Consider the following 23,867-nt stretch of genomic DNA (forward strand, 5'->3'; position numbering starts at 1 on the left):
TCTAGTCTCCCTGGTCCGGGCGATCACACAAGTTGGCGCGCATGGCGGCCAGAATCCGAATGAGCGTGTCGATATCCGAGGGCTCCAATCCCGCAAAAGCCCGCGCGCGGGTTTGCTCGGCCAGCCCCCTCAATCGCTCCAGCGCCGGCTGGGCCTGATCGGTCAGAAACAACAACCGGCGCCGGCGATCGGACGGATCCGGGCGCCGCTCCACCAATCCTTCCGCTTCCAGTTGGTCCAGTTGGCGGGTCAGCGAGATGGGGGCCAGATCCATCGCTTCGGCCAGGGCAGCCTGATGCACGCCCTGCCGCCGGGAAAGCTGCCAGAGCACCTGCCAGCGGGCCCGGCTCAGCCCCTGCTCCCGAGCCCGACGATCGAAATCCCGCCGCATCATGCGCGCCACATCGTTCAGGCTCATCCCAACCGTGGTGTCCGTTCCGCCCATGCTCACTCCTCGGATAACATCCTTATTATAAGCATGCTTATAATTCTGACAATAGGGTCAAGCGATTTGCCCCATATTCACATCCCCAGCGGAGACAGCCACAACCAACCCCGGTAGACTGCGCACCTCGCGAGCACCGGCGTCGAGGACAATGCAATGTTGACCAATGCGGTCGTGATATCGGTTCTGGTTCTGATGGGCCTGAGCCTGGCGCGTCTGAACGTGGTTCTGGCGCTGGTGTGCGCCGCCCTCACCGCCGGCCTGTTCAGTGGCCTGTCCCTGCATGACACCCTGACACTGTTCACCGAAGGGCTGGGCGGCGGCGCCCCGATTGCTCTCAGCTACGCTTTACTGGGCGCCTTCGCGGTGGGCATTGCCCGCTCCGGCGTCACAGAGTGGCTGGCGGCACGGCTGATCCGGCGCCTCGGCGGCACACCCGACCCCGGACAGCTGCGGCGGCTGCGCAACCTGATCATTCTGGTCCTGCTCGGTGCCGCGGTAATCAGCCAGAACCTGATTCCGGTGCACATCGCCTTCATCCCCATCCTGGTACCACCGCTGCTCGGAGTCATGGCCCGGCTCAGGCTGGACCGGCGGCTGGCCGCCTGCGTGCTGACGTTCGGCCTGATCACCCCCTATATGGTGCTGCCCGTGGGCTTTGGCAGTCTGTTTCTCTACAAACAACTGGAACCCAGCCTGGCCCAGGCCGGCCTTGATCTGGCAAAGGAGCAGATTCCCCGGGCCATGCTGTTACCTGCCGGCGGCATGCTGACGGGCCTGTTGCTGGCACTGTGGTGGTTTCGCAAGCCCCGGAATTATCAGCCGGTGACCCTACCCGGCGAAGAGGATCAGGCACGGTTATCCCCACGGACGCTTGTAGTAGCGGCGCTCGCCCTGGGCAGCGCGGTGAGCCTGCAACTGCTCACCGACTCCATCGTGTTGGGCGCACTGATCGGCTTTCTGCTGTTCACCGCTGGAGGAGTGGTGCCCTGGCGGGAATCCCAGGACGCCTTTACTCAAGGCGTGAAGATGATGTCTTTGATCGGCTTCATCATGATCGCCGCCAACGGCTACGCGGCGGTGGTGAAGGGGAGCGGGCAGGTGCCGTTGCTGGTGGAAGCCGTCACCAGCCAATTGAACAGCCCGGGTGTGGCGGCGGCAGGCCTGTTGCTGCTCGGGTTATTCATCACCCTCGGCATCGGCTCCTCATTCTCCACCATCCCGATTATCGCCACCTTATATGTGCCGCTGTGTCTGGCGCTGGGCTTTTCCCCCCTGGCCACCGCGGCCCTGGTGGGCAGCGCGGCGGCACTTGGAGACGCCGGCTCACCGGCCTCGGATTCAACGCTGGGCCCCACAGCGGGGCTCAACGCCGACGGCCAGCATGACCATATCCGGGACACCGTGATTCCAACCTTTGTGTTCTACAACCTGCCATTACTGGTGGCGGGCTGGATCGCCGCCATGGTGTCGTAACCACCGCCAGGTCAGCCCCGCACCATTCCTGACTCAGGCGGCGGGAGCCGGTTCCGTCATCTCCACATCCGGCGCGGCTTGCAGGTCTGGCACTTCAACCGGCGGCGCCTGCTCCGGCTCCGGTTCCGGTATTCCCAGAAGAGTGGCATGAACATTCTCATCCATGCGCCACATGGCCCCGGTGGCCGGATCCAGGATAAGCAAGCCGATCACGCCGCCAAACACAATGTTGCCGATATACCAGCCATCCATGCCCGATTCCACCGGGACTGAAATGCTCTCGTAGCCGGGCATCTCGTAAGTGACTTCATAGGTCGCTTTGGAAAAGAAACCGTTACCCGCTTTCAGTCTCACCGTGTCCGGGGTTACACCGGAGGTGACTTCCTGGTTCTTTTTGGTATTGCGAACCAGATAGTGAGCCCCGGGCGGATCGGACTGAATGGCGACGTTGTATTTGGAATCGGAAACGATGGTGGCACAGCCGGACAGCAGTACCGCGCCGGTTACCAGCGCGGTCCCCAAAGTGGTCTTCATGTATCTTTCCCTTTTTTGATTTTTTGTCCCCAATGCCTGTCGGTCTAGGCATTAAAAAGGCCCGCATCCGCGGGCCTTCTTATTTTGGCTGAACTCCCAAAAGGGTGCAATTACATGCAATCAGCCTTCTTTCGCTTCCTTCATGGACAGCTTGATGCGGCCACGCTGATCCACATCCAGCACTTTCACCCGGATCACATCACCTTCCTTCACGTAATCGGAGACCTTCTCCACACGTTCTTCGGCGATCTGGGAAATGTGCAGAAGCCCTTCGGTACCGGGCATGATGCGCACGAAAGCACCGAAATCCACCACGCGGGTCACTTCGCCTTCGTAGATTTTGTCCACTTCGGCCTCGGCGGTGATTTCCTCGATGCGACGTTGCGCTTCCAGGGCCGCCTCGCGGGTCTCGCCGTAGATCTTGATGCTGCCGTCGTCCTCGATGTCGATGGTACAGCTGGTTTCCTCGGTCAGAGCCCGGATCACCGCGCCACCTTTACCGATCACGTCGCGGATTTTCTCCGAATTGATCTTCATGGTGAGCAGGGTCGGCGCATTGTCGGAAACCTGGTCACGGGACACGGAGATCGCCTTGGCCATTTCGCCGAGGATATGCAGGCGGCCGCGCTGAGCCTGTTCCAGCGCTTTCTCCATGATCTCTTCGGTGATGCCCTCGATCTTGATGTCCATCTGCAGCGCGGTCACGCCGCGCTCGGTGCCGGCCACTTTAAAGTCCATGTCACCCAGGTGGTCCTCGTCGCCCAGGATGTCGGACAGTACCGCGAAACGGCCGTCCTCTTCCTTCACCAGACCCATGGCGATACCGGCCACCGGAGCGCTCAACGGCACACCGGCATCCATCAGCGCCATGGAGGTGCCACACACACTGGCCATGGAGGAGGAGCCGTTGGATTCGGTGATCTCGGAGACCACACGGATGGTATAAGGGAAATCCTTCTCGTTCGGCACCACCGCTTCCACGCCGCGGCGGGCAAGACGGCCGTGCCCGATTTCACGGCGCTTGGGAGAGCCGATCATGCCGGTTTCACCCACGCAGTACGGGGGGAAGTTGTACTGCAGCATGAAGTGGTCCTGACGGGAGCCTTCCAGGGCATCGATGAACTGGGCATCACGCATGCCGCCAAGGGTAGCGGTTACGATGGCCTGGGTTTCACCCCGGGTAAACAGAGCGGAACCGTGGGTTTTCTTGAGCACCCCGACTTTACAGTCAATCGCGCGAACCTGATCCAGGGCACGACCGTCGATACGTGCTTTGCCGGACAACACACCCTCACGCACCACGTTCTTCTCGATCTTGCCGAACAGGCTTTTCACTTCGCCGGCTTCCGGGCTGTTCTCGTCGTCAGTGACGAACTCGGCCACGCAAGCGTCACGCAGCTCACCCACTTTGGTGTAGCGCGCTTGCTTTTCAGTGATGGTGTAAGCCTCGGCCAGGGCGCTTTCGTACTTGGCTTTGATCGCGGCTTTCAGTTCGGCGTTCTCCGCCGGCGCCTGCCACTCCCAAGCCGGGGTGCCCACTTCCTGGGCAAATGCCTTGATGCCCTGGATAACGGTTTGCATTTCCTGGTGGCCGTAAAGCACAGCGCCCAGCATCTGGTCCTCGCTCAGCTCCTTGGCTTCGGACTCCACCATCAGCACGGCCGGCTCGGTACCCGCCACCACCAGATTAAGCAGGGAATCCTCCAACTCGGAATAGCTGGGGTTGAGCAGATACATACCGTCCTTGAAGCCCACCCGGGCGGCGCCGATCGGGCCATTGAACGGAATACCGGAAATGGCCAGGGCGGCGGAAGTGCCGATCATGGCGGCGATGTCCGGATCCTGGTTCTTGTCAGAGGACATCACGGTGGCAACGATTTGCACTTCGTTCATGAAACCGTTGGGAAACAGCGGCCGGATCGGGCGATCGATCAGGCGGCAGGTGAGGGTCTCCTTCTCGCTGGGACGCCCCTCACGCTTGAGGAAACCACCGGGAATGCGGCCGGTGGAATAGGTTTTTTCCTGGTAGTTCACGGTCAACGGGAAAAAGCCTTTACCGGGATCCGCTTCTTTCTTGCCCACCACGGTCACCAGGACCTGGGTGTCACCGATGGTGACCATAACGGCGGCGGTGGCCTGACGGGCAATTTGCCCGGTTTCCAGCACCACGGTATCCGCGCCGTATTGAATCTCTTTGCGCACTATATTGAACATATCTCTCGTCTCTTCTCTTCACTCTTCCATCAGTCTTTGCCAGGGCATCATAACCCTGGCTCCGTGGGCGCCATAGCCTTCATTCACCATGGATCGTCCCGGCATTCGTCACTGCTTTTTCGGTACGCCAAAAACAACAGAAGCCCGGCATGGCCGAGCTTCCGTCGTGAATCGAACATGACCAGGGCTTAGCGACGCAGCCCCAGACGCTCGATCAACTGCAGGTAGCGGCTACGATCCTTGCCAGCCAGGTAGTCCAGCAGCTTGCGGCGCTGGTTAACCATGCGGATCAGACCACGACGGCTGTGGTGGTCCTTGTTGTGGGCCTTGAAGTGACCCTGCAGCTGGTTGATGTTCTCGGTCAGCAGGGCAACCTGCACTTCCGGGGAACCGGAGTCCCCTTCCTTACGACCGAACTCCTTCAGGATTTCCGCTTTCTTTTCGACGCTCAAAGCCATTGTATACACTCCAATATGCAACATTAGTCACGGTCAGCCATGCATATTTATAGCTGCCGTCCCGCTTGCGCGACCCGCTCGGGTCACTCCGATACCAGACGACGGGGCGCTATTCGCCCATCCTCCAGTACTTCTCCGACTCCCAGGAACTGCTCCGTGGAAGCCTGATAAAGACTGACCCAGCCCTCGGCCGGGCGGTCGCTGGCCATCACCGGCTGACCCTGGCGCAGATAATACGCCGCGTTGTCACCCAGATTGACGCGCGGCCAGTCTGCCACGCTGGTGGATAAAGGCAAGAGCAAATCATCAATTGCCTCGAAACCACCCTGCTCCTTGAGCAGTCCCAACTGCTCAAGGGTAATCATCCGCTCTTCCGGATAGGGACCAGCGGACAGGCGCCGCAACGCTATCACATGGCCACCGCAGCCGAGCACCGTACCCAGGTCTTCCACCAGGGAACGGACATAAGTGCCCTTGGAACAGGCCACCTCGAACGTCAGGTCCTCGCCTTCCAGGCGCGCCCCGCGAATTTCGTGAATGGTCACCCGGCGTGGTTCGCGCTCCACGGTAATACCTTCCCGCGCCAACTTATACAGCGGTGTGCCATTGTGCTTGATCGCCGAATACATACTCGGCACCTGCTCGATTTCTCCCAGGAAACGATCCAGCGCGGTCAATACCTGGGCCTCGGTGACCGAGACCGGGCGGGTTTCCACCACCTCGCCGTCGGCGTCGCCGGTTTCCGTGGTCACGCCGAGACGGGCGGTGACCCGGTAGCGCTTATCCGCGTCGAGCAAGAACTGACTGAATTTGGTCGCCTCACCGAAGCATACCGGCAACATGCCGGTGGCGAGCGGATCCAGGCTACCGGTGTGCCCGGCCTTGGCCGCGGCGAACATGCGCTTGGCCATTTGCAAAGCCCCGTTGCTGGTCACGCCATCAGCTTTGTCCAACAACAAAATGCCATTCAGAGGACGGCCTCCGCGGCGTCGTTTTCCCACCGTCTTATGCTCCGAGATCAATCGTGGTCTTGGTCTTCCTGATCCGGGCTTTGTGCCCGGTCCTCCGCCCGTGCTTCGTCAATCAGCTGTGACAGCCGCGAGGCATGTTCGGGGGTCAGGTCGTAATGGAAACGCAACCGGGGCGTGGTGCGGGTATTCAGGGTCTGGGCCAGAGCACTGCGCAGAAAGCCGGCGGCGCCACCCAATACGGCTTCGGCCTCGGTTCCCGCGTCCGCGTCCCGCCCCAGCAATGTGAAATACACATCGGCGAAAGACAGGTCGCGGGAAACCCGGACGTCCTGAATCGTCACCATGTCCACGCGCGGGTCCTTCATTTCAAAACGCAGGACCCGGGCCAGTTCGCGTTGAATCTGATCAGCGATACGGTCGGTACGCTGAAAACCTTGGGGACGGCGATGACGACTCATAGTGCGGACGCGCTTACAGGAAGCGCGCCACCTCCTTCACTTCGAAGACTTCGATCTTGTCGCCTTCCTTGACGTCGTTGTAGCTCTTCACGGCGATACCACACTCCATGCCGTTACGAACTTCCTGAACGTCGTCCTTGAAGCGGCGCAGGGATTCCAGCTCGCCCTCGAAGACCACCACATCGTCACGCAGTACACGGATCGGGCGATTCCGATGGATGGTACCTTCCACCACCATACACCCGGCCACGGCACCAAACTTGGAGGAGCGGAAGACGTCCCGCACCTGGGCCACGCCAAGGATTTCCTCACGCTTCTCCGGTGCCAGCAGACCGCTCATGGCCTGTTTCACATCGTCGATCAGTTCATAGATCACGCTGTAATAACGCAGGTCGATGCCTTCCGCCTCGCACAGGCGTTTGGCCTTGGCATCCGCCCGTACGTTGAAGCCGAGCAGTACCGCCTCACTGGTCATCGCCAGATTGACGTCGGACTCATTGATCGCGCCGACACCGGTGGAGACCAGCCCCACTTTCACCTCATCGGTGGACAGGTCGGTCAGCGCGCCGATCAATGCCTCCAGGGAACCGCGCACATCTGCCTTGAGCACGATATTGACGTGCTTGGTTTCCTCGGAGCCCATGTTTTGGAACAGGTTTTCCAGTTTGGAAGCCTGCTGACGCTTGAGTTTGACGTCACGGTCACGGTCTTGACGGAATTCGGCCACTTCACGGGCTTTCTTCTCATCCGGCACCACCTGGACCTGCTCACCGGCCTCCGGCGCGCCGTTCAGACCAAGCACTTCCACCGGAATGGACGGGCCCACTTTCTTCACTTGCTGGCCATTCTCATCCACCAGGGCGCGGACCCGGCCGAAACATGCGCCGGCCAGCAGCATATCGCCCACTTCCAGCTCACCGGCCTGAACCAGGATAGAAGCCACGTTACCGCGACCTTTTTCCACCCGGGATTCAATCACCACGCCACTGGCGGGGCCCACGGCGGCGGCTTTCAGTTCCAGCACCTCGGCCTGCAACAGCACCGCTTCCAGCAGGGAATCCACACCCTCGCCGCTGTGCGCGGAGACATTGACGAACTGAATGTCGCCCCCCCACTCCTCGGGGATCACATCCTTGGCGGCCAGTTCGTTCTTGACCCGGTCAGGGTCGGCCTGCTCCTTGTCGATCTTGTTCACCGCGATGATGATCGGCACGCCGGCGGCCTTGGCGTGGTTGATCGCCTCTTCCGTCTGCGGCATCACACCGTCATCCGCGGCAACCACGATAATCACGATATCGGTGGCCTTGGCGCCACGGGCACGCATGGCGGTGAAGGCGGCGTGGCCCGGGGTATCCAGGAAGGTGATCATGCCGTGCTCGGTGTTCACATGGTAGGCACCGATGTGCTGGGTAATCCCCCCGGCTTCACCGGCGGCCACTTTGGCGCGGCGGATATAGTCCAGCAGGGAGGTTTTGCCATGGTCGACGTGCCCCATGATGGTCACTACCGGTGCACGGGAGACTTCCTGTTCGCCGGAACGGTCCACCAGAGACGCCAGATCGTCCTCCAGAGCCTCTTCCTCGCCTTTCACCAATTTGGGGGTGTGCCCCATTTCCTCGGTGAGAAGGACAGCGGTTTCCTGGTCGATAAACTGATTGACGGTGGCCATCTCGCCCATTTTCATCATGGCCTTGATCAGTTCCTTGGCCTTGATATTCATGCGCTGAGCCAGTTCCGCCACGGTGATGGTTTCCGGAATTTCTACGTCGTACACCATTTTCTCCGTGGGGCTTTTAAACCCGTGCTCCCGGTTCATGGAGCTCTTCATCTGGCCGTGGACCACGCCGCCACTCTTGGGTTTGCGACGACGCCGGCGCGATTGCCGTTCCTCGGTACGATACCCGGCTTCCACGGCATCCCGGACAATGGAGGAGGCTTTGTCGTCTTCCTCTTCCTTTTTCTCCTGGGACTGTTCACCGCCGCGCTTCTCCAGCTCCTCGGCGATACGTTGGGCTTCCTCGGCGGTACGGCGGGCAGCTTCTTCCTCCGCCTTGCGGCGGGCCTCGGCTTCCTGCTTGCGCCGTGCTTCCTCGGCCTCGCGCTGCTTACGCTCTTCCTCTTCGCGCTTGGCACGCTCTTCCGCCGTCTCCACCTTGTCGGCTTTCTTGGCGGTCTTCGGCACGGAAACGCGCTTGCTCTTGTCCTCGGCCTCTTTTTCCGCGCCACCGGAAGCCGCACTGTCGGCTTCCAGAGCTTTACGGCGCGCTTCTTCCTCAGCGCGGCGGGCGTCCTCTTCTTCCTGCTTGCGGCGAGCTTCTTCCTCCGCCTTACGGCGCGCTTCTTCCTCGGCGCGGCGGGCCTCTTCCTCGGCCTTCAGACGGGCTGCTTCTTCCGCCTGACGCTCCGCTTCCAAACGCTCTTGCTCTTCGATGGACTCACGCTTCACGTAGGTACGCTTTTTGCGCACTTCCACGTTCACGGTTTTCGCTTTACCGGCGGCACCCGTCGTCTTGATGGTGCTGGTGGAGCGACGTTTGAGGGTGATTTTCTTGGGCTCCGCGTCTTGGGCGCCATGGGACTTACGCAGATGCGCGAGCAGCTGCTGCTTCTGTTCATCGGAGACCACATCACCTGCGTCGGTGTGAGGAAGTCCGGCGTCCTTCATCTGCGAAAGCAGCGTATCCACCGGAATCTTCACAACCTCTGCCAGACTTTTTACGGTCGTTTCTGCCATGTCAGCAACACTCTCCTGTCCGCTTATGGTGGCGCCCTGCCCCACCGCTCTACTTACTCACCGGCGTTCTCATCTTCAAACCAGGGAGCGCGGGCGGTCATGATCAACTGAGCCGCTTGCTCTTCGTTGATCCCTTCAATATCCAGCAAGTCATCCACCGCTTGTTCGGCAAGGTCTTCCATGGTGACAATGCCACGGGAGGCCAATTCCACCGCCAGATCGCGGGTCATGCCGTCCATACCCAGCAAGTCGTCGGCGGGTTCGGCCGATTCAAATTTCTCTTCGGACACCAGCGCGCGGGTCAACAAAGCGTCCTTGGCGCGCTGGCGCAACGCTTCGACGATATCTTCGTCGAAGCCTTCAATGGCGAGCATTTCCTCGGTGGGCACATAAGCCACCTCCTCCAGGGAGGTGAAGCCTTCTTCCACCAGTATCGCCGCCACATCTTCATCCACATCCAGCAGGCTCATGAAGGTTTCCATGGCCATCTGGGCTTCTTCCTGCTGTTTGTTCTGCGCATCGTCCAGCGTCATCACATTCAGCTCCCAGCCGGTCAGCTCGGAGGCAAGGCGAATGTTCTGGCCGCTGCGACCAATGGCCTGAGCCAGGGCGGATTCGTCTTCCACGGCGATATCCATGGAATGACTTTCTTCGTCCATCACGATGGACGCCACTTCCGCCGGCTGCATCGCATTGATCACCAATTGCGCCGGATTGTCGTCCCACAGCACGATGTCGATACGCTCTCCAGCGAGCTCGTTGGACACCGCCTGCACGCGAGCACCGCGCATACCAACGCAAGCCCCCACCGGATCGATACGCTGATCGTTGGTCTTCACCGCGATCTTGGCGCGGGAACCCGGATCGCGGGCTGCGCCTTTGATTTCGATCAGCTCCTCGCCAATCTCCGGCACTTCAATCTTGAACAGTTCGATCAGCATCTCCGGGCAAGCCCGGCTGGCGAACAATTGCGGACCGCGATTTTCTTCGTTCACACCCAGCAGATAAGCACGTACGCGGTCGTTCTGGCGCACGCTCTCACGCGAGATCATGTGCTCACGGGTGATCAGCGCTTCGGCATTACCACCCAGATCCAGAATGATGGCGTCACGCGTGGCTTTCTTCACCGTGCCGCTGATCAACTCGCCGATGCGGTCGCGATATTCCTCGATCACCTGATGACGCTCGGCTTCACGCACTTTCTGGACGATCACCTGCTTGGCGGTCTGGGCACCGATACGGCCAAAGGCCTCGGATTCCACTTCTTCCTCGTAAACGTCGCCAATCTGCAGGTTCTCGTCGTGCTCGTGGGCCTCGTCGAGAGTCAGCTGTCTGCCGAACTCATAGAGGTCTTCATCGGGCACCACATGCCAGACGCGGAAGGTGCGGGAATCGCCGGTAACCCGGTCGATGTGCACGCGGATTTCCACGTCTTCTTCCTTGAAACGTTTTTTGGTTGCCGCCGCCAGGGCCAGTTCGATGGCCTCGAAAATGACGTCACGGCTGACGCCTTTCTCGTTGGAAACGGTTTCCGCTACCAGCAGGATCTCTTTGTTCATGGCCAGGCCTTTACAAAGGTTTTTTCAGGTCACGCTCAGTCGAAGCGTGGCTCCAGACGAGCGCGGTCCACCTGACTGTAAGGAATACGCAGGGTGTCGCCATTGAGCATCACCACCAGCGTATCACCATCGACAGCCACCAGAGTCGCCATCATCTTGCGCTTGCCCGCTACCGGGGCCAACAGTTTCAGTTGCACCTGCTCGCCTAGGTAACGTTCAAACTGGGAAAGTTCGAACAGCGGCCGATCCATGCCCGGAGAGGACACTTCAAGGTTGTACTCGCCAGGGATCGGGTCTTCCACGTCGAGCACGCCACTGACTTCATGGCTCACCGCGACGCAATCGTCCACGGTGATGCCGGCTTCATGATCAATGTACAGACGCAATACCGCGCCACGCCCCTGCAGGTATTCGATACCCCAGAGCTCGTAGCCCATGTCGTTGACTACCGGAGCCAGCAGCTCCCTGATCTGTTCCGTGCGTTTTGACATTGCCTTGATTCCGGCGCCAGAAACAAAAAATGGGCATAACGCCCATTCCCACTCGCCATCCCGGCTTTGAATAACAAAAAGCCCCTACGATGAGGGGCTTTCTTACCACAGAACCGGGATGCGGTTCCGTTAAGTGGTAGCGGGGGCAGGATTTGAACCTACGACCTTCGGGTTATGAGCCCGACGAGCTACCAGACTGCTCCACCCCGCACTAAATCGCGGCGCACATGGTATGTATTCGTGCCGCCGTTGTCAATGCAAACTCAAAAAAAGTATTTATTTTTCCGAGTCTTAACCGCGGCATCATCGCGGAGCCATTAATCCCGGCCAGGGAATCCGAAGCACCCTGAAAGGCACATTCGAAGTTACTACCAACACATCCTTCCCTGAGCCGGAAAGGGTGACCAACCGTGAATGGCGGTTACCAAAAGCCCATTCCAAATTGGTGCCGAAGGCCGGACTTGAACCGGCACGAGCGTAAGCCCACTACCCCCTCAAGATAGCGTGTCTACCAATTCCACCACTTCGGCAAAGAACCTGGTATCACTCGGGTTGAGAACCAGCCTGACTCTCATCCAGGGCCGGGGATTCTACATCACTCGCCGGCACATCTGAAGTGCCTTTTTCAGAACTTTCCATGGCCGGAGCATCGCCCTGACCGCTGGCAGGCACATCGGAGCCCGCGGCCGGAACATCGCCTTGACTACTGGAAGGCACATCGGAGGATTGCGGCACCGCCGGCGCATCACTTTCCGGCACATCCACTTCATCAACGGTTTCCACCATCGGCAGGATACTGGAACTCTGGGTGGCCTCGTTACGAGCCATCCAGGCCAGAGCCAGACTGGTGATGAAGAACACCGCCGCCAGCACCGCCGTGGACCGGGTCAGGAAGTTCGCGGAGCCCGCGCTGCCGAACACTGTCTGCGAACCGCCGCCGCCAAAAGAGGCGCCGGCATCGGCACCTTTGCCGTGTTGAATGAGGACCAGGCCGATCAGGCCCAGAGCCGCCAACACGTGGACCACATGAAGCACAATATCCATAAGTAACCGTTTATTCCGCCGCGAGACAAATCGCGCTGAATTCATCCGCGCTCAGTGAGGCCCCGCCGATAAGACCACCGTCAATATCCGGCTGGGCGAACAGAAGGGCGGCATTATCCGACTTTACACTGCCGCCGTAAAGCAGCCGGATGCGGGAAGCCACACTTGCGTCCTCCGCGGCCAGCGCCGAGCGTAAACGGGCGTGCACTTCCTGGGCCTGTTCGGGGGTGGCGGTTTCACCGGTGCCGATCGCCCAAACCGGCTCATAAGCCACCACCGCCTGGTCGAAAGCACCGATACCCGCCACATCCAGCACCGATGAGACCTGCCGCACGACTACTTGCTCGGTCTCGCCCGCCTCCCTTTCACGCAGCGTTTCGCCAACGCACAGGATCGGTATCAGCCCTCCCTGCTGGGCACGAAGAAACTTTTCACCCACCAGCTCATCATCTTCACCGTACAGAGCACGGCGCTCGGAATGCCCCACTATCACGTAGCGGCACCCCATATCAGCCAGCATTTCCGCGGAGACTTCGCCAGTGAAGGCGCCATCCTCGTGGCTGCTCACGTTTTGCGCGCCAATTTGCACTCCGCTGCCGCCCAGAGCGCGGGCCAGGGCCGCCAGATAGGGAAACGGCGGACACACGGCCACTTCCGCCCGGCTGTTCCTCAATCCACCCAGGGAAGCCCCCAGAGCCTCCACCATGTCCAGCCGGCCATTCATTTTCCAGTTACCGGCTACCAGCGGCGTTCTTGTCATTCACTTGTTCCCGTATTCAGCGGTCAGGCGATAATCGCCTGTACCTGTTCCGCCAGACGCTGGCAAAGGCGTTCCACCTGCGCGCCATCCAACCCTTCCACCATGACCCGCACCAGCGGCTCGGTACCGGAAGGACGCAACAGGACCCGGCCCTTGCCGGCCAGCTCCGCCTCCACGTCACTCACCGCCTGCCGCAGCTCGGGGCGCTCCATGAAACCGTCGCGATTATCGCCGCGCACATTGATCAAGGTCTGCGGCACCAGCGGCGCTTCCGCCACCGCATCGCGCAGCCCCCGGCCTTCCCGGCTCAGCGCCGCCAGCACCTGCAACGCCGCCACCATGCCGTCGCCGGTGGAGGTGCGATCCAGACACACCAGATGCCCGGAAGACTCACCGCCGAGCAGCCAGCCGCGGCTGTCCAACTGCTCCATGACATAACGGTCACCGACCTTGGCCCGGGCAAACGGAATGCCTTGCTGCTCCAGCGCCAGCTCAAGGCCGTAGTTGGACATCAGGGTTCCCACCACACCACCGTGCAGGGCACCATTACGCTGGCGGTCACGAGCAATCACATACAGCAGTTGATCGCCATCCACCACCTCACCCTGATCGTCCACCATGATCAGGCGGTCGGCATCCCCATCCAGAGCAAGACCGAGATCGGCGCCACTCTCCAGCACCTTGCGCTGCAGCGCCTCGGGACTGGTGGAACCGCACCCCCGGTTAATATTGAAGCCGTCCGGAGTGTTGGCCATCGGCAACACATTGGCGCCCAGCTCCTCCAGAACATCAGGAGCAATGTGGTAGGCGGCGCCATTGGCGGTATCGACGACGATGGTCAGCCCGGCCAGGCTCAGCCCCGGTGCCGTGCTTTTGACAAATTCGATATAGCGCCCACGAGCGTCATCGATACGGCGCACCTTGCCGATGCGATCCGAGCCGACCACCGAGATCGGCTCATCCAGCATATGCTCGATGTCCTGTTCGATCTGATCGTTCAGCTTACGGCCATCCGCGCCAAAGAACTTGATGCCGTTGTCGGTGTAGGGGTTGTGGGACGCCGAGATGACGATCCCGGCCTGGGCATGCAGAGTGCGGGTCAGATAAGCGATGCCCGGCGTCGGTATCGGCCCCAGCAGCCGCACATCCACCCCGGCGGCGGAAATACCCGCCTCCAGCGCCGATTCGAACATATAGCCGGAAATCCGGGTGTCCTTGCCGATCAGAATCTTGCTGCCGCCACGCGCGGCCAGCACACGGCCGGCGGCCCAACCCAGCTTGAGCACGAAATCCGGGGTAATCGGCGCTTCACCCACGGTGCCACGGATCCCGTCCGTACCGAAATATTTACGACTCATCCACTGTCTCCATTACAGCGCGGGCAAAACGCACGCTGTCCACGGTCTCTTTGACATCATGGGCACGCACGATCAGCGCGCCCCGTTCAACACACATCACCGCCGCCGCCAGTGAACCGGGCAGGCGCTCCTCCACTGGCCGGTCCAGCACTTTTCCGACCATGGATTTACGCGACAACCCCACCAGTATCGGCAGTTGCAAACGCTTGAGCTGGTCCATTTCCGCCAGCAGCTTCAGATTGTGGCCCACGGTTTTGGCGAAACCAAAGCCCGGGTCCACCAACAACCTGTCACGGGCGATCCCCGCCGACACACACGCCGCCACCCGCTCCTCCAGGAACTGGATCACCTCGGCGGTAACATCCTGATATCGGGGATTATCCTGCATGTCCCCCGGCTCGCCGCGCATATGCATCAGACATACGGGCAAACCGCTTTCCGCCGCCGCCTGACAGGCGGCGTCACGGCGCAATGAGCGCACATCATTGATCAGCCCCGCGCCGGCGCGGGCGGTTTCACGGATCACACTCGCGGTACTGGTATCCACCGACACCAGGGCGTCCAGTTCGCGGGTCAGGGCTTCCACCACCGGCACCACGCGATCCAGCTCTTGCTGTTCGGACACCGGATCAGCGCCGGGACGGGTGGACTCGCCACCAACATCGATGATGGCGGCGCCGTCGGCGAGCATCTGCTCCGCCCGACGCAGAGCCGAGTCCAGGGAAGTGAATTGGCCACCGTCCGAGAACGAGTCCGGGGTGACATTAAGGATACCCATAACGACGGGCGCGGACAGGTCCAGTGTCCGCGCCCCACAGGTCAGTTTAGTAATCTGGCGCATCAGTGAGTATTGGCGGGTCCACCGATGGGATCGTCGCCGGGCTTGGCGTCGTCGGAGGCGTTCTCGCCGGATGAGGAAGCACCACTTCCGGGCCCCTGGTCGCGCCAGTCCTTCGGCGGGCGGGGCTTATGTCCGGCCATGATATCGTCGATCTGCTCGGCATCGATGGTCTCGTACTGCATCAGCGCTTCGGCCATCAGATCCAGCTTATCCCGGTTATTCTCCAGAATTTCCTTGGCTCTCGCGTAGCAGCGATCAACGATGGAGCGCACCTCCCGGTCAATTTCCTCGGTGGTCTGCTCGGACATGTGCTTGCGCTGCCCCACCTGTTTACCCAGGAACACCTCGCCCTCGTCTTCCTCATAGGCCAGCGGCCCCATCTTCTCGCTCAGGCCCCACTTGGTCACCATGGCCCGGGCCAGCTTCGTGGCCCGCTCAATGTCATTGGAGGCACCAGTGGTCACACCATCAAACCCAAGCGTGATTTCCTCGGCGATACGGCCGCCAAACAGAGAACAAATGGACGACTCCAGCCCTCTCTTGGACTGGGAGTATTTGTCCTCTTCGGGCAGGTACATGGTCACGCCCAGGGCACGGCCACGAGGGATGATGCTCACCTTGTAGACCGGATCGTGGTCCGGCACCAGCCGGCCCACGATCGCGTGGCCGGATTCGTGATAGGCGGTGTTCAGCTTTTCTTTCTCGCTCATCACCATGGAGCGGCGCTCGGCGCCCATCAGGATCTTGTCCTTGGCCTTCTCGAACTCCTCCATGGTCACCACCCGCTTGTTGGCGCGGGCGGCGAACAGAGCGGCCTCATTGACCAGGTTGGCCAGATCGGCGCCGGAAAAACCCGGGGTACCACGGGCGATCACACTGGCGTCCACATCCTCGGCCACCGGCACCGGGCGCATATGCACTTTCAAGACGTGTTCGCGGCCACGGATATCGGGCAGCGGCACGGTCACCTGACGGTCGAACCGGCCCGGACGCAACAGCGCCGGGTCGAGCACGTCGGGACGGTTGGTGGCGGCGATGACGATGATGCCGTCATTGGCGTCAAAACCATCCATCTCCACCAGCAACTGGTTGAGGGTCTGCTCACGCTCATCGTGACCACCGCCAAGGCCCGCGCCACGGGAACGGCCCACGGCATCAATCTCGTCGATGAAGATAATACAGGGCGCGTGCTTCTTGGCCTGATCGAACATGTCGCGCACCCGGGAGGCGCCGACACCAACGAACATTTCCACGAAATCAGAACCAGAGATGCTGAAAAACGGCACCTTGGCCTCGCCGGCGATGGCCTTGGCGAGCAGGGTCTTACCGGTACCCGGAGACCCCACCATCAACACACCACGGGGGATCTTGCCGCCAAGCCGCTGGAACTTGGCGGGATCACGCAGGAACTCCACCAGTTCCTGCACCTCTTCCTTGGCTTCCTCGACACCGGCCACATCCGCGAAGGTGGTTTTGATCTGATCTTCGCTCATCAGCCGCGCCTTCGACTTACCGAAGGTCATCGGCCCGCCGCCACCTTTGCCACCGCCCTGCATCTGCCGCATGAAGAAGATGAAAATGGCCAGGATCAACAGGATCGGCAGCACTGACAGGAACAACTGGGTCAGGAAGCCCTGACGTTCCGGCTCCTTGCCGACCACATCCACTTTATTCTGGATCAGGGTGGGAATCAGATTGGTGTCCAGCGCCGGCGGTTTGACCGTTTCGAACTTGCCACCATTCTTCATCTCGCCGGAAATCCGGGTATCCCCGATGGTTACCCGGGCCACCTTGCCACTCTCCACGCTCTCAATGAAGGAGGAGTAGTTCAGCATCTGCTGACTGGGCTGGGGGTTGATGCTGGAGGCCACCACATAAAGGACCCCGGCAATCACCAGCCACAGTACGATGTTCTTGGTCATGTCGTTCAAGGGAGACCTCGATTCGTTCGGGCGCAAGTGCGCATACTGACATCTAAACCTTACACTATTTCAGGTGCCACCCCAATTGATACACTTCATTGGAGCGTGGGCGGCTGGCCGCCGGTTTGCGGCTCACCACCCGGCGAAACCGGCTCTGAAGACTCCGCCGATACTCATCGAAGCCCTCTCCCTGAAACACCTTGACCAGGAAAACGCCGTCCGGTTCAAGGACGCTCTCCGCCATATCCAGGGCCAATTCGGCCAGATACATGGCCCGCGGCAGGTCCACGGCACGGTTACCACTCATATTGGGGGCCATATCGGACATTACAAGGTCCACTTTGTGCCCACCCAGGCTGTCCAGGATTTGCTGGTAAACTTCCTCCTCACGGAAGTCCCCCTGGATGAAGGCGACATCCGGGATCGGGTCCATGGCCAGAATATCGCTGGCCACCACCGTTCCCCGCGAACCGACCAGCCGCCCGGCCACCTGGGCCCAGCCCCCAGGGGCGGCCCCCAGATCCAGCACACGCATACCGGGCCGGAACAACTTGTCTTTTTCGTGGATCTCCAGCAGCTTGAAACTGGCCCGGGAGCGATAGCCCTCGGCCTGGGCACGGGCCACCCAGTGGTCGTCAAAATGTTCCCGCAACCATCGCTGGCTACTTTTTGATCTGGCCATAAAGGTTCATCCTGTTACCCGGTCCGGATGCCCGCCCGAAGGAATAGTGCCCGGAGCCCCGGTGATGATTGCAGGGCAGCAGCCGCGTACCTAGAATAGCGCCCCCGATTTGGAGAACACCATGCCTTTGAGCCCACAGGACAGAAAGCGCTTGCGCACCATCGGCCACCACCTGAAAGCGGTGCTGCAGACCGGCGACAAGGGCCTGACCGAATCCTTCACCGAGGAATTGAACCGGCGCCTGGAAGATCACGAACTGGTCAAGGTGCGTGTCAACGCCCCCACCCGCGACCAGCGCACCGATCTGGTGAACGCGCTGTGCGAGGCCAGCGGAGCCGAACTGATCCAGCGTATCGGCAACATCGCCCTGCTTTACCGGGCGGCCGCCAAGCCCAACCCCAAACTGTCCAATATCCTGAGAGCCCAGGACTGAAGCAGGGGCTCCCGGTCCAGCCCGAAGCCCCACGCGAGCCCCTTACAGGTGCTCGACTTTATCCACCTCGTACTCCCGGGTGCCTCCCGGGGTGTCGATCTGCACCACATCGCCTTCCTCCCGGCCGATCAGGCCGCGGGCGATGGGTGAATTCACACTGATCTTACCTTGCTTGATGTCGGCTTCGTCGTCACCAACGATCTGGTAGACCTTCTCTTCATCGGTATCCACATCGATGATGGTCACGGTCGCGCCAAAAATGACCTTACCGGTGTTGTCCAGTTGGGTAATATCGATGATCTGAGCGGCGGACAGCTTGCCTTCGATCTCATTGATGCGCCCTTCGCAGAAGCTTTGCTGCTCGCGAGCGGCGTGATATTCCGCGTTTTCCTTCAGATCACCGTGCTCACGGGCGTCGGCGATGGCCGCGCTGATACGGGGCCGTTCCACCTTTTTCAGATGATCCAGCTCTTTGCGCAATGCTTCGGCACCACTGACCGTCATCGGAATGCGTTGCATAGGTTCAACCTCAAATAATCGTCCGTGGGTAGCGCGGGGCACCCGGCCCCGGGTACCCCAGAGAGCCTGTTTACGATCTCTACGCCACCGCGTTGCCGCTGGAAAAGCCGCCAGACGGCGTCGCGGGCTGCAGGCTCTGGTGGGTCCAAAGTCAAAGGCCGGGGCGTCGTCTGGCGGCTTTTCCAGCGCAACCCAGAGGGCCGGGCCCCTTTTGCCGCCAGCCCGCGATTACGCTTGTTTATGTAGATGGACTACACCGCACAATCGGAATCACGACCTGACAACAAAATGAACTCCGGCGCGGCGGCGTAGAGATCGCAAACAGGCTCTTAGATCAAATTTCGGCGTGCAAATCCTGCAGCCGGCGCACCTGCGGCTCATCGCGCAGGGCCATGGCCTGACACACCGCCTGCGCGGCGGTGATCGTGGTGGTGTAAAACACCTTGTGCTGCAGGGCGGAACGGCGAATCGCAAAGGAATCGCGGATCGCCTGCTTGCCTTCGGTGGTATTCACGATCAGTGCCACGCCGTCGTTTTTAATCATGTCGACAATATGCGGCCGTCCCTCGAGCACTTTATTGACCGGCGTCACCGGCAGCCCCGCCTCGGCGATGACCGCCGCGGTACCACGGGTGGCGACCAGTTCGAAGCCCAGCTCACTCAGGGTACGGGCCACGTCCACCGCCGCGGGCTTATCCACCTCGCGCACGGAAATAAACGCCGTGCCCTCCCGGGGCAAACGTTCGCCCGCACCCAGGGAGGCCTTGCCGAAGGCTTCGGCGAAACTGCCGCCAATACCCATCACTTCGCCGGTGGATTTCATTTCCGGGCCGAGAATGGGGTCCACTTTCGGGAATTTGGCGAACGGGAAAACCGCTTCCTTGACGAAATAGTGGCGCGGTGTGACTTCCGAGGTAAAGCCCTGATCCTTCAGGCTGATCCCCACCATGCAGCGGGCCGCCACCTTGGCCAGGGAAACACCAATGCACTTGGACACATAGGGCACGGTCCGGGACGCCCGCGGGTTCACTTCGAGCACGTAAACGTCCTCGCCCTTCACCGCGAACTGCACGTTCATCAAGCCGACCACGCCCAGCTCGCGGGCCATGGCGGCGGTCTGCTGGCGCATCACGTCCTGTACCTTGTCGTCCAGCGAGTACGGCGGCAGCGAGCAGGCGGAATCGCCGGAGTGCACGCCGGCCTGCTCGATATGCTGCATGATCCCGCCGATAACCACGTCGGAACCATCGCAGATAGCGTCCACGTCGACTTCAATGGCGTCGTCCAGGAAGCGGTCCAGCAGCACCGGAGAATCGTTGGAGACACTTACCGCGTTGTTCATGTAGCTGCGCAGTTCCGCCTCGTTGTAAACGATTTCCATGGCCCGGCCGCCCAACACGTAGGAGGGCCGCACCACCAGCGGGTAGCCGATTTCTTCCGCCAGCTTCAGGCCTTCTTCCAGGGAACGGGCGGTGCGGTTCGGCGGCTGCTTGAGGCCAAGCTTATTGACCATCTGCTGGAAGCGCTCGCGATCTTCCGCTTCATCGATGGCGTCCGGGCTGGTGCCAATAATCGGCACGCCCGCTGCCTGCAGAGCCCGTGCCAGTTTCAGCGGCGTCTGCCCGCCATACTGCACGATCACGCCCTTGGGCCGCTCGACATCGGCAATGGCCAGCACGTCTTCCAGCGTCACCGGCTCGAAGTAGAGGCGGTCGGAGGTGTCGTAATCGGTGGACACGGTCTCCGGGTTACAGTTGACCATGATGGTCTCGTAACCGTCGTCCTTCATGGCGAAGGCGGCGTGCACGCAGCAATAGTCGAACTCGATGCCCTGACCGATCCGGTTCGGGCCACCGCCGATCACCATGATCTTGTCACGGTCGGAGGGGTTCGATTCACACTCCTCGTCGTAGCTGGAGTACATATAAGCGGTACTGGTGGGAAATTCCGCGGCACAGGTATCCACCCGCTTGAACACGGGCCGCACGCCCAGGTCATGGCGCTTGCTGCGCACATCCGCTTCCCGCACGCCCAGCAGCTGGGCCAGGCGGGCGTCGGAGAATCCCTTGCGCTTGAGACGGTACAGCGTGTCACGGCTCAGGTCGGTGAACGTGAAGTCCACCAGCCGGCTTTCCTCGGCGATCAGGTCAGCCACCTGCACCAGGAACCAGCGATCGATCTTGGTCAGCGCGAACACGTCGTCCACACCAAGACCGCTACGGAAGGCATCCCCAATCACCCAGATGCGTTCCGGCCCCGGCGTCGACAGCTGCTGGGCGATACGCTCGGCGGCATCCGGAGCGTCCAGATCCACTTTCGGGTCGAAGCCCACGGAGTCCACTTCCAGTCCGCGCAGGGCCTTGTGCAGGGACTCCTGGAAATTACGGCCGATGGCCATGACTTCGCCCACGGACTTCATTTGCGTGGTCAGCACCGGATCCGCGTCGGCGAACTTCTCGAAGTTGAAACGCGGAATCTTGGTGACGACATAATCAATGGACGGCTCGAAGGAGGCCGGGGTCGCGCCGCCGGTGATATCGTTCTGCAGCTCGTCCAGGGTGTAGCCCACCGCCAGCTTGGCCGCCACCTTGGCGATCGGGAAGCCGGTGGCCTTGGAAGCGAGGGCGGAGGACCGCGACACCCGCGGGTTCATCTCGATCACCACCATCCGGCCGGTATCCGGGCACATGCCGAACTGCACGTTGGACCCACCGGTTTCCACGCCGATCTCACGCAATACCGCCAGGGAGGCATCGCGCATGACCTGGTATTCCTTGTCTGTCAGAGTCTGCGCCGGCGCCACGGTGATGGAGTCGCCGGTGTGCACGCCCATCGGGTCGAAGTTCTCGATGGCACAGACGATGATGCAGTTGTCGTTGCGGTCACGCACGACCTCCATCTCGTATTCCTTCCATCCCAGCAGCGACTCATCGATGAGCAGTTCGTGGGTGGGGGACAGCTCGAAACCCCGGGTACAGATTTCCTCGAACTCTTCCTTGTTATAGGCCACCCCGCCGCCGGAGCCGCCCATGGTGAAGGAAGGACGGATGATCGAGGGAAAGCCCAGCTCGGCCTGAATCTCCCAGGCTTCGTCCATGGTATGGGCGACCCGCGCGCGCGGACACTCCAGGCCGATGTTCTTCATCGCCTTGTCGAAGCGGTCACGGTTTTCCGCCTTGTCGATGGTGTCGGCGTTGGCGCCGATCATTTCCACGGCGAACTTCTCGAGCACGCCGTGGCGCTCCAGATCCAGGGCGCAATTCAACGCGGTCTGCCCGCCCATGGTGGGCAGCAGCGCGTCCGGGCGCTCCTTCTCGATGATTTTGGCCACCGTCTCCCAGGTAATGGGCTCGATATAGGTGGCGTCGGCCATGGCCGGGTCGGTCATGATGGTGGCCGGGTTCGAGTTCACCAGGATCACCCGGTAGCCTTCCTCTCGCAGCGCCTTGCAGGCCTGGGCACCGGAGTAATCGAACTCACAGGCCTGGCCGATCACGATGGGACCGGCGCCGATGATGAGGATGTTTTTGATGTCTGTTCTCTTGGGCATTTTTGCTGACCGTCGGACTCTGGTTAATTCGTTACCGGGTTAATTCATTGCCGGGCCGGACGCCAGGGGTGAGGCGTCCGGCGCGTCTCAGGCGCGGTGCGCCTCCATCAACTCGATGAAGTGATCAAACAGGGGCGCGCAGTCGTGGGGACCAGGACTGGCCTCCGGGTGCCCCTGGAAACTGAACGCCGGCACATCGGTGCGATGCACGCCCTGCAGCGTACCGTCGAACAGTGACACATGAGTCACCTTGAGATTATCCGGCAGGGTCTCCGCGTCCACCGCGAAACCGTGGTTCTGGCTGGTGATCATCACCGTACCGTCTTCCACGTTTTTGACCGGGTGGTTGGCGCCGTGATGGCCGTTCTTCATCTTCATGGTGCGGGCGCCGCTGGCCAGGCCGAGCAACTGATGCCCCAGGCAGATACCGAACAGCGGCAGCTTGCGCTCCAGAATCTCGCGGATCGCCTGGATCGCGTAATCACAAGGTTCCGGATCACCGGGACCATTGGCCAGGAAGACGCCGTCCGGGTTCATCGCCAGCACCTCGGACGCCGGGGTCTGGGCCGGCACCACGGTCAGCTTGCAGCCGCGGTCCGCCAGCATCCGGAAGATATTGCGCTTGCAGCCAAAATCGTAGGCGACCACGTTGAACAGGGCCTCCGCCTGAGGACGATGGCCTTCGCCGCGAACCCAGGTCCCCTCGGTCCAGGTATAGGGCTCGCTGACGCTGACCTCCTTGGCCAGATCCATCCCCTTGAGACCGGGGAAGGCGCGCGCGGCGGCCAGGGCTTTTTCCTCGTCGATATCATCACCGGCGACGATGCAACCGTTCTGAGCCCCTTTTTCCCGCAGGATGCGGGTCAGGCGGCGGGTGTCGATATCGGCGATGGCCACGATGTTCCGCTGCTGCAGGTACTCCGGCAGGGACTGCTCGGCACGCCAGCTGCTTACCGTCAGGGTCAGATCCCGGATGATCAGGCCGGCGGCCCACACCCGGGAGGACTCTTCGTCCTCCTCATTGACCCCGGTGTTGCCAATGTGCGGATACGTCAGTGTGACGATCTGCTTGGCATAGGACGGGTCCGTGAGGATTTCCTGATATCCGGTCATCGCGGTGTTGAACACCACCTCACCCACGGTCTCACCCGTGGCGCCAATGGCAACACCCCGAAAGAGACTGCCGTCTTCTAATGCGAGTATGGCGGGTACCGTCAACGCAACCTCCAAGGCTGATAGGGTTCCGGGTTGTCCGCGTGAAGCCAGGGCGGGCAACACCGTATACAGCGGACAAACCCTTGGAAGATTCGGGGCGGGGGCCGGTCGCAAAAAAGCGAGGTGGATTCCTCCACCTCGCTTTTTCATGTTATTCAGCGATTCATGCGCCCCACGCGCCCTCAGGCTTGACCTATTCTAGT

The 23,867-nt window shown here is 61.1% G+C and carries 20 protein-coding genes and 2 tRNA genes; 2 read left to right on the forward strand and 20 right to left on the reverse strand.

The window, feature by feature from the left end:
• Position 1: 1 nt before the first annotated feature.
• Entirely contained in the window at positions 2–445 is a 444-nt protein-coding gene (locus tag CRO06_RS13415) for a MarR family winged helix-turn-helix transcriptional regulator (protein WP_244902833.1), read from the reverse strand.
• 156 nt (positions 446–601) lie between these two features.
• On the opposite strand from CRO06_RS13415, the gene CRO06_RS13420 reads away from it, so the two are divergent.
• A complete protein-coding gene (locus CRO06_RS13420; protein ID WP_022993534.1) occupies positions 602–1,921 on the forward strand; it encodes a Na+/H+ antiporter family protein in 1,320 nt (439 codons plus the stop codon).
• A 33-nt stretch (positions 1,922–1,954) separates the two neighbouring features.
• Here the strand turns inward: CRO06_RS13420 and CRO06_RS13425 are convergent, their stop codons facing one another.
• From CRO06_RS13425 to rlmE, 16 genes are all read right to left on the reverse strand, one after another.
• Complete coding sequence (locus CRO06_RS13425) at positions 1,955–2,455, reverse strand: hypothetical protein (protein ID WP_179746593.1); 501 nt, start codon at positions 2,453–2,455, stop codon at positions 1,955–1,957.
• A 120-nt stretch (positions 2,456–2,575) separates the two neighbouring features.
• Positions 2,576–4,669, reverse strand: a complete 2,094-nt coding sequence (pnp, locus tag CRO06_RS13430; RefSeq protein WP_022993536.1) for a polyribonucleotide nucleotidyltransferase — start codon at positions 4,667–4,669, stop codon at positions 2,576–2,578.
• Positions 4,670–4,857: 188 nt separating this feature from the next.
• On the reverse strand, positions 4,858–5,127 hold the full coding sequence (gene rpsO, locus CRO06_RS13435) for a 30S ribosomal protein S15 (RefSeq protein ID WP_014996168.1): 270 nt from the start codon (positions 5,125–5,127) through the stop codon (positions 4,858–4,860).
• 83 nt (positions 5,128–5,210) lie between these two features.
• Entirely contained in the window at positions 5,211–6,128 is a 918-nt protein-coding gene (gene truB / locus CRO06_RS13440) for a tRNA pseudouridine(55) synthase TruB (protein WP_026948181.1), read from the reverse strand.
• Positions 6,129–6,145: 17 nt separating this feature from the next.
• Positions 6,146–6,556, reverse strand: coding sequence for a 30S ribosome-binding factor RbfA (rbfA, locus tag CRO06_RS13445; protein ID WP_022993538.1), 411 nt, complete (start codon positions 6,554–6,556; stop codon positions 6,146–6,148).
• A 13-nt stretch (positions 6,557–6,569) separates the two neighbouring features.
• Positions 6,570–9,290, reverse strand: coding sequence for a translation initiation factor IF-2 (gene infB, locus CRO06_RS13450; RefSeq protein WP_022993539.1), 2,721 nt, complete (start codon positions 9,288–9,290; stop codon positions 6,570–6,572).
• A 53-nt stretch (positions 9,291–9,343) separates the two neighbouring features.
• Entirely contained in the window at positions 9,344–10,849 is a 1,506-nt protein-coding gene (gene nusA, locus CRO06_RS13455; protein WP_022993540.1) for a transcription termination factor NusA, read from the reverse strand.
• A 35-nt stretch (positions 10,850–10,884) separates the two neighbouring features.
• Positions 10,885–11,340, reverse strand: coding sequence for a ribosome maturation factor RimP (gene rimP, locus CRO06_RS13460; RefSeq protein ID WP_022993541.1), 456 nt, complete (start codon positions 11,338–11,340; stop codon positions 10,885–10,887).
• Positions 11,341–11,474: 134 nt separating this feature from the next.
• A tRNA-Met gene (locus CRO06_RS13465) sits at positions 11,475–11,551 on the reverse strand.
• Between the two features lie 232 nt (positions 11,552–11,783).
• A tRNA-Leu gene (locus CRO06_RS13470) sits at positions 11,784–11,870 on the reverse strand.
• Positions 11,871–11,883: 13 nt separating this feature from the next.
• Positions 11,884–12,384 (reverse strand): preprotein translocase subunit SecG, encoded by a 501-nt coding sequence (secG, locus tag CRO06_RS13475; protein ID WP_022993542.1) that lies wholly within the window; start codon positions 12,382–12,384, stop codon positions 11,884–11,886.
• A 10-nt stretch (positions 12,385–12,394) separates the two neighbouring features.
• Positions 12,395–13,144 carry a triose-phosphate isomerase gene (tpiA, locus tag CRO06_RS13480; RefSeq protein WP_097058647.1) on the reverse strand — a complete coding sequence of 250 codons (750 nt, stop codon included), beginning with the start codon at positions 13,142–13,144 and terminating at the stop codon, positions 12,395–12,397.
• A gap of 23 nt (positions 13,145–13,167) precedes the next feature.
• A complete protein-coding gene (gene glmM, locus CRO06_RS13485) occupies positions 13,168–14,502 on the reverse strand; it encodes a phosphoglucosamine mutase (RefSeq protein WP_022993544.1) in 1,335 nt (444 codons plus the stop codon).
• Positions 14,492–15,343, reverse strand: a complete 852-nt coding sequence (gene folP, locus CRO06_RS13490; protein WP_097058648.1) for a dihydropteroate synthase — start codon at positions 15,341–15,343, stop codon at positions 14,492–14,494. Before folP ends, glmM begins: the two co-directional genes overlap by 11 nt.
• A complete protein-coding gene (ftsH, locus tag CRO06_RS13495) occupies positions 15,343–17,265 on the reverse strand; it encodes an ATP-dependent zinc metalloprotease FtsH (protein ID WP_022993546.1) in 1,923 nt (640 codons plus the stop codon). Before ftsH ends, folP begins: the two co-directional genes overlap by 1 nt.
• Before the next feature lie 64 nt (positions 17,266–17,329).
• On the reverse strand, positions 17,330–17,947 hold the full coding sequence (gene rlmE, locus CRO06_RS13500) for a 23S rRNA (uridine(2552)-2'-O)-methyltransferase RlmE (RefSeq protein ID WP_022993547.1): 618 nt from the start codon (positions 17,945–17,947) through the stop codon (positions 17,330–17,332).
• A gap of 121 nt (positions 17,948–18,068) precedes the next feature.
• On the opposite strand from rlmE, the gene CRO06_RS13505 reads away from it, so the two are divergent.
• A complete protein-coding gene (locus CRO06_RS13505; protein WP_022993548.1) occupies positions 18,069–18,380 on the forward strand; it encodes a YhbY family RNA-binding protein in 312 nt (103 codons plus the stop codon).
• Between the two features lie 42 nt (positions 18,381–18,422).
• On the opposite strand, the gene greA is transcribed toward CRO06_RS13505, so the two are convergent.
• The 3 genes from greA to carA all read right to left on the reverse strand — a co-directional run bounded on the left by greA (position 18,423) and on the right by carA (position 23,667).
• The gene (gene greA, locus CRO06_RS13510; protein ID WP_022993549.1) at positions 18,423–18,899 is read right to left on the reverse strand and encodes a transcription elongation factor GreA; all 477 of its coding nucleotides are present in this window, start codon (positions 18,897–18,899) and stop codon (positions 18,423–18,425) included.
• A gap of 334 nt (positions 18,900–19,233) precedes the next feature.
• The gene (gene carB / locus CRO06_RS13515) at positions 19,234–22,449 is read right to left on the reverse strand and encodes a carbamoyl-phosphate synthase large subunit (protein WP_097058649.1); all 3,216 of its coding nucleotides are present in this window, start codon (positions 22,447–22,449) and stop codon (positions 19,234–19,236) included.
• 87 nt (positions 22,450–22,536) lie between these two features.
• Positions 22,537–23,667 carry a glutamine-hydrolyzing carbamoyl-phosphate synthase small subunit gene (gene carA / locus CRO06_RS13520; RefSeq protein WP_026948185.1) on the reverse strand — a complete coding sequence of 377 codons (1,131 nt, stop codon included), beginning with the start codon at positions 23,665–23,667 and terminating at the stop codon, positions 22,537–22,539.
• Between the last annotated feature and the right edge of the window lie 200 nt (positions 23,668–23,867).

It is taken from the genome of Alloalcanivorax xenomutans (genome assembly GCF_900217905.1).
Lineage (GTDB): Bacteria > Pseudomonadota > Gammaproteobacteria > Pseudomonadales > Alcanivoracaceae > Alloalcanivorax > Alloalcanivorax xenomutans.

Excerpts from the sequence above, each read along its gene's own strand:
- CRO06_RS13420 (WP_022993534.1), top strand. The coding sequence starts at position 602 with ATGTTGACCAATGCGGTCGTGATATCGGTTCTGGTTCTGATGGGCCTG.
- rpsO (WP_014996168.1), bottom strand. The coding sequence starts at position 5,127 with ATGGCTTTGAGCGTCGAAAAGAAAGCGGAAATCCTGAAGGAGTTCGGT.
- secG (WP_022993542.1), bottom strand. The coding sequence starts at position 12,384 with ATGGATATTGTGCTTCATGTGGTCCACGTGTTGGCGGCTCTGGGCCTG.
- CRO06_RS13505 (WP_022993548.1), top strand. The coding sequence starts at position 18,069 with ATGCCTTTGAGCCCACAGGACAGAAAGCGCTTGCGCACCATCGGCCAC.
- CRO06_RS13425 (WP_179746593.1), bottom strand. The coding sequence starts at position 2,455 with ATGAAGACCACTTTGGGGACCGCGCTGGTAACCGGCGCGGTACTGCTG.
- greA (WP_022993549.1), bottom strand. The coding sequence starts at position 18,899 with ATGCAACGCATTCCGATGACGGTCAGTGGTGCCGAAGCATTGCGCAAA.
- pnp (WP_022993536.1), bottom strand. The coding sequence starts at position 4,669 with ATGTTCAATATAGTGCGCAAAGAGATTCAATACGGCGCGGATACCGTG.
- glmM (WP_022993544.1), bottom strand. The coding sequence starts at position 14,502 with ATGAGTCGTAAATATTTCGGTACGGACGGGATCCGTGGCACCGTGGGT.
- ftsH (WP_022993546.1), bottom strand. The coding sequence starts at position 17,265 with ATGACCAAGAACATCGTACTGTGGCTGGTGATTGCCGGGGTCCTTTAT.
- infB (WP_022993539.1), bottom strand. The coding sequence starts at position 9,290 with ATGGCAGAAACGACCGTAAAAAGTCTGGCAGAGGTTGTGAAGATTCCG.
- carB (WP_097058649.1), bottom strand. The coding sequence starts at position 22,449 with ATGCCCAAGAGAACAGACATCAAAAACATCCTCATCATCGGCGCCGGT.
- nusA (WP_022993540.1), bottom strand. The coding sequence starts at position 10,849 with ATGAACAAAGAGATCCTGCTGGTAGCGGAAACCGTTTCCAACGAGAAA.
- CRO06_RS13415 (WP_244902833.1), bottom strand. The coding sequence starts at position 445 with ATGGGCGGAACGGACACCACGGTTGGGATGAGCCTGAACGATGTGGCG.
- rimP (WP_022993541.1), bottom strand. The coding sequence starts at position 11,340 with ATGTCAAAACGCACGGAACAGATCAGGGAGCTGCTGGCTCCGGTAGTC.
- folP (WP_097058648.1), bottom strand. The coding sequence starts at position 15,343 with ATGCGCCAGATTACTAAACTGACCTGTGGGGCGCGGACACTGGACCTG.
- rbfA (WP_022993538.1), bottom strand. The coding sequence starts at position 6,556 with ATGAGTCGTCATCGCCGTCCCCAAGGTTTTCAGCGTACCGACCGTATC.
- tpiA (WP_097058647.1), bottom strand. The coding sequence starts at position 13,144 with ATGACAAGAACGCCGCTGGTAGCCGGTAACTGGAAAATGAATGGCCGG.
- rlmE (WP_022993547.1), bottom strand. The coding sequence starts at position 17,947 with ATGGCCAGATCAAAAAGTAGCCAGCGATGGTTGCGGGAACATTTTGAC.